Source organism: Streptococcus mitis (assembly GCF_047464965.1).
Classification (GTDB): Bacteria; Bacillota; Bacilli; order Lactobacillales; family Streptococcaceae; genus Streptococcus; species Streptococcus mitis_DU.
On record NZ_JASHAT010000005.1, the window covers coordinates 110,437 to 126,562 of the forward strand.

Sequence of the window (16,126 nt, forward strand, 5' to 3'; positions counted from 1 at the left end):
CTATACGAACTGGGATTTTTGTATTTTATCTTTTCTATTTTACCAAAAAATAGAGATTATTTCAGCTATTTTTCATGCTTTTGACAAATCGAACCAATTTTGAAGGGGCTTTTTGGTAGGAAATCTGATTTTTCTCTAAAAATTGTTGGAAATCCTGTTTGCCTTGCTCGTGATTTTCCACTTCAAGCTCCAATTCGTAATCTATCCTATCAAAGTATTGACTCTCATCCAGCGCCATGAGACCAATAGCTGTCTTCATTTCATAGCGAAGTGTTGTGAGACAACCAAGGACCTGCCATTTTTTACTTTGGATACCATGTTTCGCTAATTCATCCAGTACGAGCCCCTGAGGAAGCTCTTCTTTAGCCAAATAATCTTCAGCATCTTTTAGTTGCAATTTTTGGTTGTATTCCATGTTTCCAACACTTTGTGGGACTTTGAGTGTCAATTCTGCCCAGTCTTCAAAAGTTCGAATGCGCATAGCGACTTTCTTTTCTCGTAGTTCAAAATCAGGCGTGTCCATGTAGTAATTTTTTTGAAGAACAGGTGTAACACTAGTGAACTGGTCTTTTAGACGATTGTATTTATCTTTTTTCAGTAGTGTTTTCAATTCAATTTCTAAATGTTTCATTTTTCTTACCTTTTCTTTATCTATGAAAGCGGATTATATGATATAATAGCTTTGTATTTATTGTATATGAATCTGGAGAAAAAATCAAAGATATTTTTGAAGGATAATATGAGAACAAGGGAGAATATATGACCTTAGAATGGGAAGAATTTCTAGATCCTTACATTCAAGCTGTTGGTGAGTTAAAGATTAAACTACGTGGTATTCGGAAGCAATATCGTAAGCAAAATAGGCATTCTCCGATTGAGTTTGTGACTGGCCGAGTCAAGCCAATTGAGAGCATCAGGGAAAAAATGGCTCGGCGTGGCATTACTTATGCGACCTTAGAGCACGATCTGCAAGATATTGCCGGCTTGCGTGTGATGGTCCAGTTTGTAGATGACGTCAAGGAAGTAGTGGAGATTTTGCGCAAACGTCAGGATATGCGGATCATACAGGAGCGTGATTACATTACTCATCGAAAATCCTCAGGCTATCGTTCCTATCATGTGGTAGTTGAATATTCGGTTGATACCATTAATGGAGCTAAGACCATTTTGGCGGAAATTCAAATTCGTACCTTGGCTATGAATTTTTGGGCAACGATAGAACATTCTCTCAACTACAAGTACCAAGGGGATTTCCCAGAGGAAATTAAAAAGAGACTGGAAATTACTGCCAAAATTGCCCATCAGTTGGATGAAGAAATGGGTAAAATTCGAGATGATATCCAGGAAGCCCAGGCTCTTTTTGATCCTTTGAATAGAAAATTAAATGACGGTGTAGGAAACAGTGACGATACAGATGAAGAATACAGGTAAACGAATTGACCTGATAGCTAATAGAAAACCGCAGAGTCAAAGGGTTTTGTATGAATTGCGAGATCGTTTGAAGAGAAATCAGTTTATACTCAATGATACCAATCCGGACATTGTCATTTCCATTGGTGGGGATGGTATGCTCTTGTCGGCCTTTCATAAGTACGAAAATCAGCTTGACAAGGTCCGCTTCATTGGTGTTCACACTGGACATTTGGGCTTCTATACGGACTACCGTGATTTTGAGTTGGACAAGCTAGTGACTAATTTGCAGCTAGATACCGGAGCAAGAGTCTCTTACCCTGTTCTAAATGTAAAGGTCTTTCTTGAAAATGGTGAAGTGAAGATTTTTAGAGCACTAAATGAAGCCAGCATCCGCAGGTCTGATCGAACCATGGTGGCGGATGTTGTGATTAACGGTGTCCACTTTGAACGTTTTCGTGGAGATGGGCTAACAGTTTCAACTCCGACTGGTAGTACAGCCTATAACAAGTCGCTTGGTGGAGCTGTTTTACACCCAACCATTGAAGCTTTGCAATTAACGGAAATTGCTAGCCTTAACAATCGTGTCTATCGAACCCTGGGCTCTTCCATTATTGTGCCTAAGAAGGATAAGATTGAACTCATACCAACAAGAAACGATTACCATACCATTTCGGTTGACAATAGCGTTTATTCCTTCCGTAATATTGAGCGAATTGAGTATCAAATCGACCATCATAAGATTCACTTTGTCGCATCACCTAGCCATACCAGTTTCTGGAACCGTGTTAAGGATGCTTTCATCGGCGAGGTGGACGAATGAGGTTTGAATTTATCGCAGATGAGCATGTCAAGGTTAAGACCTTCTTAAAAAAGCACGAGGTTTCTAAGGGGCTGCTAGCTAAGATTAAGTTTCGAGGCGGAGCTATTCTGGTCAATGGTCAACCACAAAATGCGACGTATCTATTGGATATTGGAGACCTTGTTATCATCGATATTCCCGCTGAGGAAGGTTTTGAAACTCTCGAAGCTATCGAGCGCCCACTGGATATTCTCTATGAGGATGACCATTTTCTAGTCTTAAATAAACCCTATGGAGTGGCTTCTATTCCTAGTGTTAATCACTCCAATACCATCGCTAATTTTATCAAGGGTTACTACGTCAAGCAAGACTATGAAAATCAGCAGGTTCACATTGTAACTAGACTTGATAGAGATACTTCTGGCTTGATGCTCTTTGCTAAGCACGGCTATGCCCATGCACGATTAGACAAGCAGTTGCAGAAGAAGTCCATTGAAAAACGCTACTTTGCTTTGGTTAAAGGCGATGGACACTTGGAGTCAGAGGGGGAAATTATTGCTCCGATTGCGCGTGATGAAGACTCCATTATTACCAGACGCGTAGCTAAAGGTGGAAAGTATGCTCATACTTCTTACAAGATTGTAGCATCTTATGGGAATATTCATTTGGTAGACATTCGCCTGCACACTGGTCGAACCCACCAAATCCGAGTCCATTTTTCTCATATTGGTTTTCCTTTGTTGGGAGATGACTTGTACGGTGGTAGTCTAGACGATGGAATTCAGCGCCAGGCCCTACATTGTCATTCCTTAACTTTTTATCATCCATTTTTAGAGCAAGACTTGCAGTTAGAAAGTCCCTTGCCGAATGATTTTAGCAACCTTATTACCCAGTTATCAACTAATACTCTATAAAAACAGTTTCAGAGTATAATTATTATCTAAAAGGAGAAAACTCATGGAAGTTTTTGAAAGTCTCAAAGCCAACTTGGTTGGTAAAAATGCTCGTATCGTTCTCCCTGAAGGGGAAGAACCTCGTATTCTTCAAGCGACTAAACGCCTGGTAAAAGAAACAGAAGTGATTCCTGTTTTGCTTGGAAATCCTGAAAAAATTAAAATTTATCTTGAAATCGAAGGTATTGAGGACGGTTATGAAGTCATCGACCCTCAACACTACGATAAATTTGAAGAAATGGTTGCTGCTTTAGTGGAGCGTCGCAAGGGCAAAATGTCTGAAGAAGATGCACGCAAGGTTTTGGTTGAAGATGTCAACTATTTTGGTGTTATGTTGGTTTACTTGGGCTTGGTTGATGGAATGGTGTCAGGAGCGATTCACTCAACAGCTTCAACAGTTCGTCCAGCTCTTCAAATCATCAAAACTCGTCCAAATGTAACTCGTACTTCAGGTGCCTTCCTCATGGTTCGTGGTACGGAGCGTTACCTCTTTGGGGACTGTGCCATCAATATCAATCCAGACGCTGAAGCCTTGGCTGAAATTGCAATCAACTCAGCAATTACAGCTAAGATGTTTGGAATCGAGCCTAAAATTGCTATGCTAAGCTATTCTACTAAGGGTTCAGGTTTTGGTGAAAGTGTTGATAAGGTTGTAGAAGCAACTAAAATTGCTCACGACTTGCGTCCTGACCTTGAAATAGATGGGGAATTGCAATTTGATGCAGCCTTTGTTCCTGAAACTGCAGCTCTGAAAGCTCCTGGAAGTACGGTAGCTGGTCAAGCAAATGTCTTCATCTTCCCAGGTATCGAGGCAGGAAATATCGGTTACAAGATGGCAGAACGCCTTGGTGGCTTTGCGGCTGTAGGACCTGTTTTGCAAGGTTTGAACAAGCCAGTTAACGACCTTTCTCGTGGATGTAATGCAGATGATGTTTACAAGTTGACCCTTATCACAGCAGCCCAAGCTGTTCATCAATAAGATTTAGTCCTCTTTCCTTTGGGAAGAGGCTTTTTATACTCAATGAAAATCAAAGAGCAAACTAGGAAACTAGCCGCAGGCTGTACTTGAGTACGGCAAGGCGACGTTGACGTGGTTTGAATTTGATTTTCGAAGAGTACTAATACTAGGAAAAGGACAGTTAGAATCTTCTGTGTTATACTAGAGATATGTTAGATTTGAAAGAATACGGTATCGTCATGTGGCCGGAGGAGAAGATCATTTCTTTCCGTGAGAAACTTCTCGCTTGGTATGATGAAAACAAAAGAGATTTACCGTGGCGTAGAAGTAAAAATCCTTATCATATCTGGGTGTCTGAAATTATGCTCCAGCAAACTAGGGTGGATACGGTTATCCCTTATTACGAACGATTCTTGGACTGGTTTCCAACAGTAGAAAGTTTGGCGAATGCGCCTGAAGAGCGTTTGTTGAAGGCTTGGGAAGGTTTGGGTTATTATTCTCGAGTTCGTAATTTACAGGCTGCAGCCCAGCAGATTATGACTGATTTTGGTGGTCAATTTCCAAACACCTATGAAGGAATTTCCAGCTTGAAAGGAATTGGACCTTACACTGCAGGAGCCATTTCCAGTATTGCTTTTAACTTGCCTGAGCCAGCTGTAGATGGTAATGTCATGCGTGTTTTGGCACGTCTATTTGAAGTTAATCACGATATTGGGATTCCAAGTAATCGTAAAATTTTTCAGGCAATGATGGAAATCTTGATTGACCCAGAAAGGCCTGGTGACTTTAATCAAGCTTTGATGGACTTAGGATCTGATATTGAGGCGCCTGTAAATCCCAGACCAGAAGAAAGCCCAGTTAAGGACTTTAGTGCGGCATATCAGAATGGCACAATGGACCGTTATCCAATTAAGGCTCCCAAGAAAAAGCCTGTTCCAATTTATCTTAAAGCCTTGGTGGTCAAAAATACTCAGGGACAATTTTTACTTGAAAAAAATGAAAGTGAAAAGCTATTGGCAGGTTTTTGGCATTTCCCCTTGATAGAAGTTGATAACTTTTCGCAAGGAGAGCAGTTTGACCTCTTTCATCAGGTTGCAGAAGAAAGCGTGAACTTTGGTCCCAGTCCAGAAGAGAGTTTCCAGCAGGACTATGACCTAGATGTTGATTGGCTTGATATTTATTTTGAGACTGTCAAGCATATCTTTAGTCATCGTAAGTGGCATGTTCAAATTGTAGCAGGTCAGGTGAGTGACTACAATGACTTTCCAGATAGGGAAGTTCGCTGGCTTTCACCAGAAGAGTTTAAGAATTACCCACTTGCCAAACCCCAACAAAAAATCTGGCAGGCTTATGCACAAGCCAACTTAGACAGTAGTAAAGACTAGCTATTGTGTCTTCTTGTTATTTTTTTGATATAATAGTAGAGAAAAAGGTGAACAAATGAAAAAAATATTAATTGTAGATGATGAAAAACCAATCTCGGATATTATCAAGTTTAATATGACCAAGGAAGGTTACGAGGTTGTAACTGCTTTTAATGGTCGTGAAGCACTAGAACAATTTGAAGCAGAGCAACCGGATATTATTATTCTGGATTTGATGCTTCCAGAAATTGATGGTTTAGAAGTTGCTAAGACCATTCGCAAGACAAGTAGTGTGCCTATTATCATGCTTTCTGCTAAAGACAGTGAATTTGATAAGGTTATCGGTTTAGAGCTTGGAGCGGATGACTATGTAACCAAACCCTTCTCAAATCGTGAGTTGCAGGCGCGTGTTAAAGCTCTTCTTCGTCGTACGGACTTGGTTTCTGTAGATAATCAAGAGTCAGATGAAAAGAAAACCCAACCCTTGCAAATTGGGGACTTGGAGATTGTACCAGATGCTTATGTAGCTAAAAAATACGGTGAAGAACTAGACTTAACCCACCGTGAATTTGAGCTTTTGTATCACTTGGCTTCTCATATTGGTCAAGTGATTACCCGTGAACACTTGCTTGAAACGGTCTGGGGTTATGATTATTTCGGAGATGTTCGGACTGTTGACGTAACTATCAGACGTTTGCGTGAGAAGATTGAAGATACACCAAGTCGTCCAGAGTACATCCTAACACGTCGCGGTGTTGGTTATTATATGAGAAATAATGATTGAATTGATTAGAAAAAATATTCTTGCTAGTGATTTTATCTTCATTTTAATTTTATTGGGTTTTATCTTGATTGTTACCTTGCTTTTGCTAGAAAATCGGCGAGATAATATTCGGTTGAAGCAAATTAATCAAAAGGTGAAAGACCTGATTGCAGGAGACTATTCTCAGGTATTGGATATGCAGGGAAGCTCTGAAATCACTAATATTACCAATAATCTCAATGATTTATCAGAAGTAATCCGTTTGACTCAAGAAAATCTGGAACAAGAGAGTAAACGATTACATAGTATCCTCTCTTATATGACGGACGGAGTCCTTGCGACCAATCGTCGTGGCAAGATTACCATGATTAATGACATGGCTAAGAAACAGTTAGGTGTTCAGAAAGAAGATGTTCTAAACAAAAGTATTCTAGAATTGCTTGAGATTGAAGATGAGTATGAACTTCGTGATTTGATTACCCAAGTTCCTGAGCTTATGATTGATTCTCAGGATGCCAATGGTGAATATCTGAGCCTTCGTGTACGTTTTGCCTTGGTTCGTCGAGAGTCTGGCTTTATCTCAGGTTTGGTTGCAGTTTTGCATGATACGACGGAGCAGGAGAAGGAAGAACGGGAACGGAGACTCTTTGTTTCCAACGTTAGTCATGAGTTGAGGACACCTCTGACCAGCGTAAAATCCTATCTTGAAGCCTTGGATGAGGGAGCCTTGTCAGAACCTGTCGCACCAGACTTTATCAAGGTATCTCTTGATGAAACTAACCGTATGATGCGAATGGTGACAGATCTTCTCCATCTTTCACGTATTGATAATGCAACCAGTCATCTAGATGTCGAACTGATTAACTTTACTGCCTTTATTACCTTTATCCTTAACCGTTTTGATAAGATGAGGGGATCAGATGAAGAGAAGAAATACGAATTGGTTAGAGATTATCCGATTACCTCTGTCTGGATTGAAATTGATACAGACAAAATGACGCAGGTGATTGATAATATTCTTAACAATGCCATTAAGTATTCACCAGATGGTGGGAAAATCACAGTGACCATGAAGACAACTGATGATCAGATGATTTTATCTATCTCAGACCAAGGTTTGGGTATTCCTAAGCAGGATTTACCACGAATCTTTGACCGTTTTTATCGTGTGGATCGTGCCAGAAGTCGTGCCCAAGGTGGTACAGGCCTAGGACTGTCTATTGCTAAAGAAATTATCAAACAACATAAGGGCTTTATTTGGGCCAAAAGTGAATACGGTAAGGGATCAACCTTCACTATTGTGCTCCCTTATGATAAGGATGCAGTGAAAGAAGAAGTATGGGAGGACGAAATAGAAGACCAGAATGAGTGAAACAGGCTTTAAATACAGTATTTTAGCGTCGGGTTCCAGTGGAAATTCCTTTTATCTGGAAACGCCAAAAAAGAAACTTTTAGTGGATGCAGGCTTATCTGGTAAGAAAATCACCAGCCTACTTGCTGAAATAAATCGCAAGCCAGAAGACTTGGATGCCATTTTGATTACCCATGAGCATTCAGACCATATCCATGGAGTCGGTGTGTTGGCTCGCAAGTATGGTATGGATCTTTACGCCAATGAAAAGACCTGGCAGGCTATGGAAAATAGCAAGTATCTTGGCAAGGTGGATTCTTCGCAAAAGCATATCTTTGAAATGGGCAAAACAAAAACCTTTGGAGATATCGACATCGAGAGTTTTGGTGTAAGTCATGATGCAGTCGCACCGCAGTTCTATCGCTTTATGAAGGATGACAAGAGTTTTGTCCTTTTGACAGATACAGGTTATGTTAGTGACCGTATGGCAGGAATTGTCGAGAATGCAGATGGCTATCTTATCGAGTCCAACCATGATGTAGAGATTTTGCGAGCAGGTTCTTACGCTTGGCGACTCAAACAACGAATCCTATCGGATCTGGGTCACCTTTCTAACGAGGACGGTGCTGAAGCTATGATTCGTACCTTGGGAAACCGCACTAAGAAAATCTACCTTGGTCATTTATCTAAGGAGAACAATATCAAGGAACTGGCTCATATGACCATGGTAAATCAGTTGGCTCAAGCTGATCTTGGAGTTGGGATAGACTTTAAGGTATATGATACCTCACCAGATACCGCAACACCATTGACAGATATATAGAAAGAACGCTAAGAAGGTGTTCTTTTTATATTGACTGAACACCTAAAAAGTAATACAATGGTGTTACTATTAAAAAAGGGAGTGCAAAAGATGACTACTATTACATTAAAAGTTTCTGAAGCTGATAAAACATTTATGAAAGCAATGGCTAAGTTTGAAGGGGTTTCCCTGTCGGAACTTATCCGCACCAAAACTCTTGAAGCTCTAGAAGATGAATACGATGCTCGTGTGGCAGATTTAGCCTATCAAGAGTATTTAGAAGACTTGGAAAAAGGAGTTGAACCCATTACTTGGGAAGAAATGATGCATGATTTAGGCTTGGAGGATGAATAATTTGTATAAATTAGTTCCAACAAGACGTTTCATCAAGCAATTGAAAAAATTGGATCGTTATACGCAGAAGATAATTACAAACTATTTACAAACCAATGTTTTGGAAGACCCAAGACGACACGGAAAGGCTTTGGTTGGTAATCGCGTTGGTCAATGGCGCTATAGAATTGGTAATTATCGAGTTATCGTACAAATTGTAGATGATGAATTAGTCATTGCTACTTTAGAAGTTGGTCATCGGAGAGATATTTATTGAATTAAAGTTGAGTATATTCTGGTATTACTTGGATTTGCTGAGATGATTGATTTAGACAGTCCTCCATACAGTATTATTGACTTGCTACTTTGGTTTGTGTTTGTGGTAGATTATGGTTGGCGGTTCTTTTCAAGTAAAGCAAAATGGAGGTTTATACTTGAAAATATCTTTGACTTGTTAGCTATCCTTCCTTTAAATGCTATTTTTACAGTATTGCGATTAGGGCGTATCTTCCGCTTAGCAAGGCTGACAAAATTACTGAAACTGACTCGTTTACTTAGAATAATTGGACTTACAGGTAAATTAGAAAGAAAAATTAGTAGATTCTTACGGACAAATGGCCTGATTTATATCTTGTATGTTAATATTTTTATTGTTCTAGTAGGAAGTTCAATTTTATCTGTAGTTGAAGAAAAATCTTTCTCAGATAGTCTTTGGTGGGCTCTTGTGACAGTAACCACTGTTGGTTATGGTGATATTGTTCCAGTTTCCCTTTTTGGGAAATGGCTAGCTTTTTTATTAATGTTGGTAGGGATTAGTACAATAGGAATGTTAACAAGTGCCTTGACGAACTTTTTTGTAAAAGATAATCCAGATGAACAGATAAAACTTGATAAACTCCAAGACGAATTATCGGGCCAAAGAATATTAATAGAGAAACAATCTGAGAAAATCGAAGAACTGCATCGGATGATACAAGATTTGCTTGAAAAAACGTAATTTTGACCATTTAAAAACCACTCGATGAGTGGCTTTTTTACAATCCAGCGAAATCTTTGATTTCTTGTGCTGACATTGAAGAGTCGCAACGGACATTGATTTGTCCATCCGCAATGTGAACAAATCCTGGTACAGTTGGGATTCCGTAGCGTGAGCGGAATGCTTGCAACTCATTGAGTTGGCTTGGTTCTTCACTGTTGATGAAGTAGATGTGAGCTTTAGTGTCAGCTACGACACCTGCCAAGGTACCAGCAAATTTACGGCAGTAAGGGCAAGTTTTGCGACCGATAAAGAAGGTTGCAGTTTCTTTTTTATCAAGAGCTTCTTCCGCACGCGCTACTGTAGTGACTTCAAGGTCTTTGATATTATCTAAAAATTGTTCCATGAGATTACCTCGCTTTCATTGATAAGTCTAGTATGCCATAAAGTTTCTAAAATTGCTTAGATTTGATACGAAAAAAAGATGAGATTGGTTGGTCTCATCTTTTATAGGGCTTTATTTTACAAAAGCATTGATTTCTGCTTCGATGTTAGCGATTTTAGCTTGTGATTCTTCGTTGGTTTCACCTACAACTGCAATGTAGAACTTGATTTTTGGTTCTGTACCTGAAGGGCGAACAGCAATCCATGAACCGTCAGCAAGTGTGTATTTCAAAACATCACTTGGAGGAGTTGTCAAATTTGTAACAGTACCGTCAGCAGCAGTGGCAGTTTGAGCCTTGAAGTCTTCTACTACAGTGATAGCTGTTGCATTCCATTCTTTTGGAGCGTTGTTACGGAATTTAGCCATAATCGCTTTGATTTGTTCAGCACCATCAACACCTGAAAGGGTAACAGAGATAGTTTTTTCTGCGTAGTAGCCGTATTCTTTGTAGATTTCTTCGATACCGTCAGCAAGTGTCAAACCACGAGAACGGTAGTAGGCAGCAAGTTCAGCAACGACAAGGACGGCTTGGATAGCATCTTTATCACGTACGAATGGCTTAATCAAGTAACCGAAGCTTTCTTCAAATCCCATCATGTAAGTGTGATTGTGTTTTTCTTCAAATTCTTGAATTTTTTCAGCGATAAATTTGAACCCAGTCAAGACGTTGAACATAGTTGCGCCGTAGCTTTCAGCAATCTTCGTTACCAAGTCAGTTGATACGATAGATTTACATAGGGCTGCATTTTCAGGAAGAGTTCCAGCATTTTTATGAGCTTCCAATATGTATTTAGCCATGATAGCACCGATTTGGTTACCTGATAGGTTGAGGTAGCTACCATCTTTTTGAAGAACTTCAACACCAACACGGTCAGCATCAGGGTCAGTTGCCACAAGAACATCTGCACCAACTTGACGACCAAGTTCTTCAGCAAGGGCAAAGGCTGCTTGGCTTTCTGGGTTTGGAGATTTTACAGTTGAGAAGTCTGGGTCAGGAGTTGCTTGCGCTTCAACGACTTGAACAGAGTCAAATCCTGCTTGGGCAAGAGCACGACGAGCCAACATTTCACCAGTACCATGAAGTGGTGTGTATACAATTTTCATGTCTTTACCGAATTCTTCAATCAAGGCTGGGTTGATGTTTACGTCCTTAACCTCTTTAAGGTATTCTACGTCAACAGCTTCGCCGATAACTTCAATTAAGCCAGAAGCTTTTTCAGCTTCCACATCAGCAACTTCTACAGCAAATGGATTTTCGATTGCACGGATATATGTAGTCAAAGCGTCTGCGTCGTGTGGAGGCATTTGTCCACCGTCTTCACCGTAAACCTTGTATCCGTTAAATGGTGCAGGGTTATGACTGGCTGTGACCATGATACCCGCAAAACAGTTGAGGTGACGAACTGCAAATGATAGTTCTGGAGTTGGACGAAGGCTTTCAAATACGTAAGATTTGATGCCGTGTTTAGCAAGAACTGCCGCAGATTCAAAGGCAAACTCAGGTGAGAAGTGACGGCTATCGTAGGCAATTGCTACACCGCGTTCTTTTTCGTTTCCACCTTTTGACTCAATCAAACGAGCCAATCCTTCAGTAGCTTGGCGAACAACGTAGATGTTGATACGGTTTGTACCCGCACCAATCAAGCCACGCATACCTGCAGTACCAAATTCAAGATTTGTATAGAAGGCATCTTCCTTAGTTTTTTCATCCATATTTTCTAAATCTTGACGAAGGTAGTCAGGAAGTTCCGCAAAATCAACCCATTTCTGGTAATTTTCTTGGTAAGACATTGAAATTCTCCTTTTTGTAAATTGTTTTAACCGTTCACATTATAGCATTTTTTAGCATTTTAGTAAAACCCTAGCATAATTTACAGAAAAGTAGTGACATATGCCGGTTTATCAAGTCTTGAATGCCTTAGGGAAACATGCTATACTACTCTTATGATTATTTTACAAGCTAATAGAATTGAACGTTCTTTTGCAGGAGAGGTTCTTTTTGATAATATTAACCTACAAGTTGATGAACGAGACCGGATTGCTCTCGTTGGGAAAAATGGTGCAGGTAAGTCTACTCTTTTGAAGATTTTGGTTGGAGAAGAGGAGCCAACTAGTGGAGAAATCAATAAGAAAAAAGATATTTCTCTGTCTTACCTAGCCCAAGATAGCCGTTTTGAGTCTGAAAATACCATCTACGATGAAATGCTTCATGTCTTTGATGACTTACGTCGGACGGAGAAACAACTGCGTCAGATGGAGTTAGAGATGGGTGAAAAGTCTGGTGAGGATTTGAACAAACTGATGTCAGATTATGATCGTTTATCTGAGAATTTTCGCCAAGCAGGTGGCTTTACCTATGAAGCTGATATTCGAGCGATTTTGAATGGATTTAAGTTTGACGAGTCTATGTGGCAGATGAAAATTGCCGAGCTTTCAGGTGGTCAAAATACTCGTTTGGCACTTGCCAAAATGCTTCTTGAAAAGCCAAATCTCTTGGTCTTGGACGAGCCAACTAACCACTTAGATATTGAAACTATAGCCTGGCTAGAGAATTACTTGGTAAATTATAGCGGTGCCCTCATTATCGTCAGCCACGACCGTTATTTCTTAGATAAGGTTGCGACAATTACGCTAGATTTGACCAAGCATTCCTTGGATCGTTATGTGGGGAATTACTCTCGTTTTGTTGAGTTAAAGGAGCAAAAGCTAGCTACTGAGGCAAAAAACTATGAAAAGCAACAAAAGGAAATCGCTGCTCTGGAAGACTTTGTCAATCGCAATCTAGTACGTGCTTCGACGACCAAACGAGCCCAATCTCGACGCAAACAACTGGAAAAAATGGAGCGTTTGGACAAACCTGAAGCTGGCAAGAAATCAGCCAACATGACCTTCCAGTCTGAAAAAACGTCGGGCAATGTTGTTTTGACTGTTGAGAATGCAGCTATTGGCTATGATGGGGAAATATTGTCAGATCCTATCAACCTAGACCTTCGTAAGATGAATGCTGTTGCTATTGTTGGACCAAATGGTATTGGCAAGTCAACCTTTATCAAGTCTATTGTGGACCAGATTCCTTTTATCAAGGGTGAGAAGCGCTTTGGCGCCAATGTTGAGGTTGGTTACTATGACCAAACCCAAAGCAAGCTGACACCAAGTAATACTGTACTGGATGAACTCTGGAATGATTTTAAACTGACACCAGAAGTTGAAATTCGTAACCGTCTAGGTGCCTTCCTTTTCTCAGGAGATGATGTTAAAAAATCAGTCGGCATGCTGTCTGGTGGCGAGAAAGCCCGTTTACTTCTCGCTAAACTTTCCATGGAAAACAACAACTTCTTGATTCTGGATGAGCCAACCAACCACTTGGATATTGATAGCAAGGAAGTGTTGGAAAATGCCTTGATTGACTTTGATGGAACTCTTCTATTCGTCAGTCACGACCGTTACTTTATCAATCGTGTGGCAACTCATGTACTGGAATTGTCTGAGAATGGATCAACTCTCTATCTTGGAGATTACGACTACTATGTCGAGAAGAAAGCAGAAGTAGAAATGATTCAAACTGAGGAAATTTCAACTACTAATCAAGCAAAAGAAGCAAGTCCAGTTAATGACTATCAAGCTCAGAAAGAAAGTCAAAAAGAAGCCCGTAAACTCATGCGACAAATCGAAAGTCTAGAAGCTGAAATCGAAGAGTTAGAAAGTCAAAGCCAAGACATTTCTGAACAAATGTTGGAAACAAACGATGCCGGCAAACTGGTGGAATTGCAGGCTGAACTGGACAAAATCAGCCATCGTCAGGAAGAAGCTATGCTTGAGTGGGAAGAATTATCAGAGCAGGTGTAAGATTTCTAAGTTTTCCGCCCTTCTCGTTTGTGAGAAGGGCTTAATTTATGGTAAAATAGTTTTATGAATAAAAGAATGAATGAGTTGGTCGCCTTGCTCAATCGCTATGCGACTGAGTACTATACCAGCGATAATCCCTCGGTTTCAGACAGTGAGTATGATCGCCTTTACCGAGAGTTGGTTGAGTTAGAAACTGCCTATCCAGATCAAGTGCTAGCAGACAGTCCTACCCATCGTGTTGGTGGCAAGGTTTTAGATGGTTTTGAAAAATACAGTCATCAGTATCCTCTTTATAGTTTGCAGGATGCTTTTTCACGTGAGGAGCTTGAAGCTTTTGATGCGCGTGTTCGTAAGGAAGTGGCTCATCCGACCTATATTTGTGAGCTGAAAATCGATGGCTTGTCTATCTCGCTGACTTATGAAAAGGGGATTTTGCTTGCTGGTGCAACACGTGGAGACGGTTCTGTTGGGGAGAATATCACGGAAAACCTCAAGCGTGTTAAGGACATTCCTTTGACCTTGCCAGAAGAACTAGATATCACAGTTCGTGGGGAATGTTACATGCCACGCGCTTCTTTTGACCAGGTCAACCAAGCACGACAAGAAAATGGAGAGCCTGAATTTGCCAATCCTCGGAATGCGGCAGCAGGCACCCTGCGACAGTTGGATACAGCAGTAGTTGCCAAGCGCAATCTTGCGACCTTCCTCTATCAAGAAGCCAGCCCTTCAACTCGTGATAGCCAAGAAAAGGTTTTGAAGCACCTTGAACAACTTGGTTTTGTGGTCAATCCTAAGCGAATCTTGGCTGAAAATATAGATGAAATCTGGGATTTTATCCAAGAAGTAGGACAAGAACGGGAAAATCTGCCTTACGATATTGATGGGGTGGTGATCAAGGTCAATGACCTAGCAAGCCAAGAAGAACTTGGTTTTACCGTTAAGGCTCCAAAGTGGGCAGTAGCCTACAAGTTTCCTGCTGAAGAAAAAGAAGCTCAACTACTCTCAGTTGACTGGACAGTTGGCCGTACGGGTGTTGTAACCCCAACTGCGAATTTAACACCAGTACAGCTAGCTGGTACAACTGTTAGCCGTGCGACCCTGCACAATGTGGATTATATTGCTGAAAAAGATATCCGCAAAGACGATACGGTTATAGTATATAAGGCTGGGGACATCATCCCTGCCGTTTTACGTGTGGTAGAGTCCAAACGGGTTTCTGAAGAAAAACTAGATATCCCTACAAACTGCCCAAGTTGTAATTCTGGCTTGTTGCACTTTGAAGATGAAGTGGCCCTTCGTTGTATCAATCCGCGTTGTCCTGCCCAAATCATGGAAGGTTTGATTCACTTTGCTTCTCGAGATGCCATGAATATCACAGGCCTTGGGCCATCTATTATTGAGAAACTCTTTGCTGCAGATCTAGTCAAGGATGTGGCAGATATTTACCATTTGAAAGAAGAAGATTTCCTCCTTTTAGAGGGGGTCAAGGAAAAGTCTGCTGCTAAACTGTATCAAGCCATTCAAGCATCTAAGGAAAATTCTGCCGAGAAGCTCTTATTTGGTTTGGGAATTCGCCATGTCGGAAGCAAGGCCAGTCAGCTTTTACTCCAACATTTTCACTCGATTGAAAATCTGGCTCAGGCAGATTCAGATGAAGTGGCTAGTATTGAAAGTCTGGGTAGTGTGATTGCCAAGAGTCTTCAGACATATTTTGCGACAGAAGGCTCTGAAATTCTCCTCAAAGAATTGAAAGAAGCTGGGGTCAATCTGGACTATAAAGGACAGACGGTAGTGGCAGATGCGGCCTTGTCAGGTTTGACCGTTGTATTGACTGGAAAATTGGAACGGCTCAAGCGCTCAGAAGCTAAAAATAAACTCGAAAGTTTGGGTGCTAAAGTGACTGGCAGTGTTTCTAAAAAGACCGACCTCGTCGTGGCAGGTGCAGATGCTGGAAGTAAACTTCAAAAAGCACAAGAACTTGGTATTGAAGTTCGAGATGAAGCTTGGCTCGAAAGTTTGTAAAGAATAGTAGAAGGCTAGATGTTAGATAGTCTGAAACTGTCTATCCTGAAGTGTTTTGACATGAATTGAGTCTATCTTGAGTCAGAAATTAAATTGCTGAA

The 16,126-nt window shown here is 40.7% G+C and carries 16 protein-coding genes; 13 read left to right on the forward strand and 3 right to left on the reverse strand.

The genetic code is table 11. From position 1 onward, the window contains the following. Nucleotides 1-61: 61 nt before the first annotated feature. Nucleotides 62-631, reverse strand: coding sequence for a CYTH domain-containing protein (locus QM408_RS04560; RefSeq protein ID WP_049501785.1), 570 nt, complete (start codon nucleotides 629-631; stop codon nucleotides 62-64). A gap of 128 nt (nucleotides 632-759) precedes the next feature. On the opposite strand from QM408_RS04560, the gene yjbM reads away from it, so the two are divergent. From yjbM to QM408_RS04615, 11 genes are all read left to right on the forward strand, one after another. After that, nucleotides 760-1,431, forward strand: coding sequence for a GTP diphosphokinase (gene yjbM / locus QM408_RS04565; protein ID WP_261056307.1), 672 nt, complete (start codon nucleotides 760-762; stop codon nucleotides 1,429-1,431). Further along, a complete protein-coding gene (locus QM408_RS04570; protein WP_000799056.1) occupies nucleotides 1,415-2,233 on the forward strand; it encodes an NAD kinase in 819 nt (272 codons plus the stop codon). Before yjbM ends, QM408_RS04570 begins: the two co-directional genes overlap by 17 nt. After that, the gene (locus QM408_RS04575; protein ID WP_001210000.1) at nucleotides 2,230-3,126 is read left to right on the forward strand and encodes an RluA family pseudouridine synthase; all 897 of its coding nucleotides are present in this window, start codon (nucleotides 2,230-2,232) and stop codon (nucleotides 3,124-3,126) included. Before QM408_RS04570 ends, QM408_RS04575 begins: the two co-directional genes overlap by 4 nt. 43 nt (nucleotides 3,127-3,169) lie before the next feature. Then, nucleotides 3,170-4,144 carry a phosphate acetyltransferase gene (gene pta / locus QM408_RS04580; RefSeq protein ID WP_000451571.1) on the forward strand — a complete coding sequence of 325 codons (975 nt, stop codon included), beginning with the start codon at nucleotides 3,170-3,172 and terminating at the stop codon, nucleotides 4,142-4,144. A gap of 188 nt (nucleotides 4,145-4,332) precedes the next feature. Further along, entirely contained in the window at nucleotides 4,333-5,508 is a 1,176-nt protein-coding gene (mutY, locus tag QM408_RS04585; protein WP_023947456.1) for an A/G-specific adenine glycosylase, read from the forward strand. A 55-nt stretch (nucleotides 5,509-5,563) separates the two neighbouring features. Continuing rightward, a complete protein-coding gene (gene yycF, locus QM408_RS04590) occupies nucleotides 5,564-6,271 on the forward strand; it encodes a response regulator YycF (protein WP_000722072.1) in 708 nt (235 codons plus the stop codon). Beyond that, the gene (gene vicK / locus QM408_RS04595; protein WP_414373769.1) at nucleotides 6,264-7,622 is read left to right on the forward strand and encodes a cell wall metabolism sensor histidine kinase VicK; all 1,359 of its coding nucleotides are present in this window, start codon (nucleotides 6,264-6,266) and stop codon (nucleotides 7,620-7,622) included. Before yycF ends, vicK begins: the two co-directional genes overlap by 8 nt. Continuing rightward, nucleotides 7,615-8,424, forward strand: a complete 810-nt coding sequence (locus QM408_RS04600; RefSeq protein WP_000004960.1) for an MBL fold metallo-hydrolase — start codon at nucleotides 7,615-7,617, stop codon at nucleotides 8,422-8,424. Before vicK ends, QM408_RS04600 begins: the two co-directional genes overlap by 8 nt. Before the next feature lie 90 nt (nucleotides 8,425-8,514). Further along, a complete protein-coding gene (relB, locus tag QM408_RS04605) occupies nucleotides 8,515-8,757 on the forward strand; it encodes a type II toxin-antitoxin system RelB family antitoxin (protein ID WP_000208079.1) in 243 nt (80 codons plus the stop codon). Between the two features lies 1 nt (nucleotide 8,758). After that, nucleotides 8,759-9,013: a type II toxin-antitoxin system RelE family toxin gene (locus QM408_RS04610; protein WP_004239453.1), complete on the forward strand. Its 255-nt coding sequence runs from the start codon at nucleotides 8,759-8,761 to the stop codon at nucleotides 9,011-9,013. Between the two features lie 42 nt (nucleotides 9,014-9,055). Continuing rightward, on the forward strand, nucleotides 9,056-9,733 hold the full coding sequence (locus tag QM408_RS04615) for a potassium channel family protein (RefSeq protein WP_000566124.1): 678 nt from the start codon (nucleotides 9,056-9,058) through the stop codon (nucleotides 9,731-9,733). Between the two features lie 37 nt (nucleotides 9,734-9,770). Here QM408_RS04615 and QM408_RS04620 read toward each other — a convergent pair whose 3' ends face one another. Further along, nucleotides 9,771-10,118 (reverse strand): DUF6568 family protein, encoded by a 348-nt coding sequence (locus QM408_RS04620; protein ID WP_000434630.1) that lies wholly within the window; start codon nucleotides 10,116-10,118, stop codon nucleotides 9,771-9,773. Between the two features lie 111 nt (nucleotides 10,119-10,229). Continuing rightward, nucleotides 10,230-11,948, reverse strand: a complete 1,719-nt coding sequence (locus QM408_RS04625) for a phospho-sugar mutase (protein ID WP_020902826.1) — start codon at nucleotides 11,946-11,948, stop codon at nucleotides 10,230-10,232. A 153-nt stretch (nucleotides 11,949-12,101) separates the two neighbouring features. Between QM408_RS04625 and QM408_RS04630 the strand changes: the two genes are divergently transcribed. Both QM408_RS04630 and ligA read left to right on the forward strand, forming a co-directional pair. After that, nucleotides 12,102-14,003 (forward strand): ABC transporter ATP-binding protein, encoded by a 1,902-nt coding sequence (locus tag QM408_RS04630; protein WP_084947058.1) that lies wholly within the window; start codon nucleotides 12,102-12,104, stop codon nucleotides 14,001-14,003. A gap of 63 nt (nucleotides 14,004-14,066) precedes the next feature. Next, the gene (gene ligA, locus QM408_RS04635; RefSeq protein ID WP_261150639.1) at nucleotides 14,067-16,025 is read left to right on the forward strand and encodes an NAD-dependent DNA ligase LigA; all 1,959 of its coding nucleotides are present in this window, start codon (nucleotides 14,067-14,069) and stop codon (nucleotides 16,023-16,025) included. The last annotated feature ends 101 nt before the right edge of the window (nucleotides 16,026-16,126 follow it).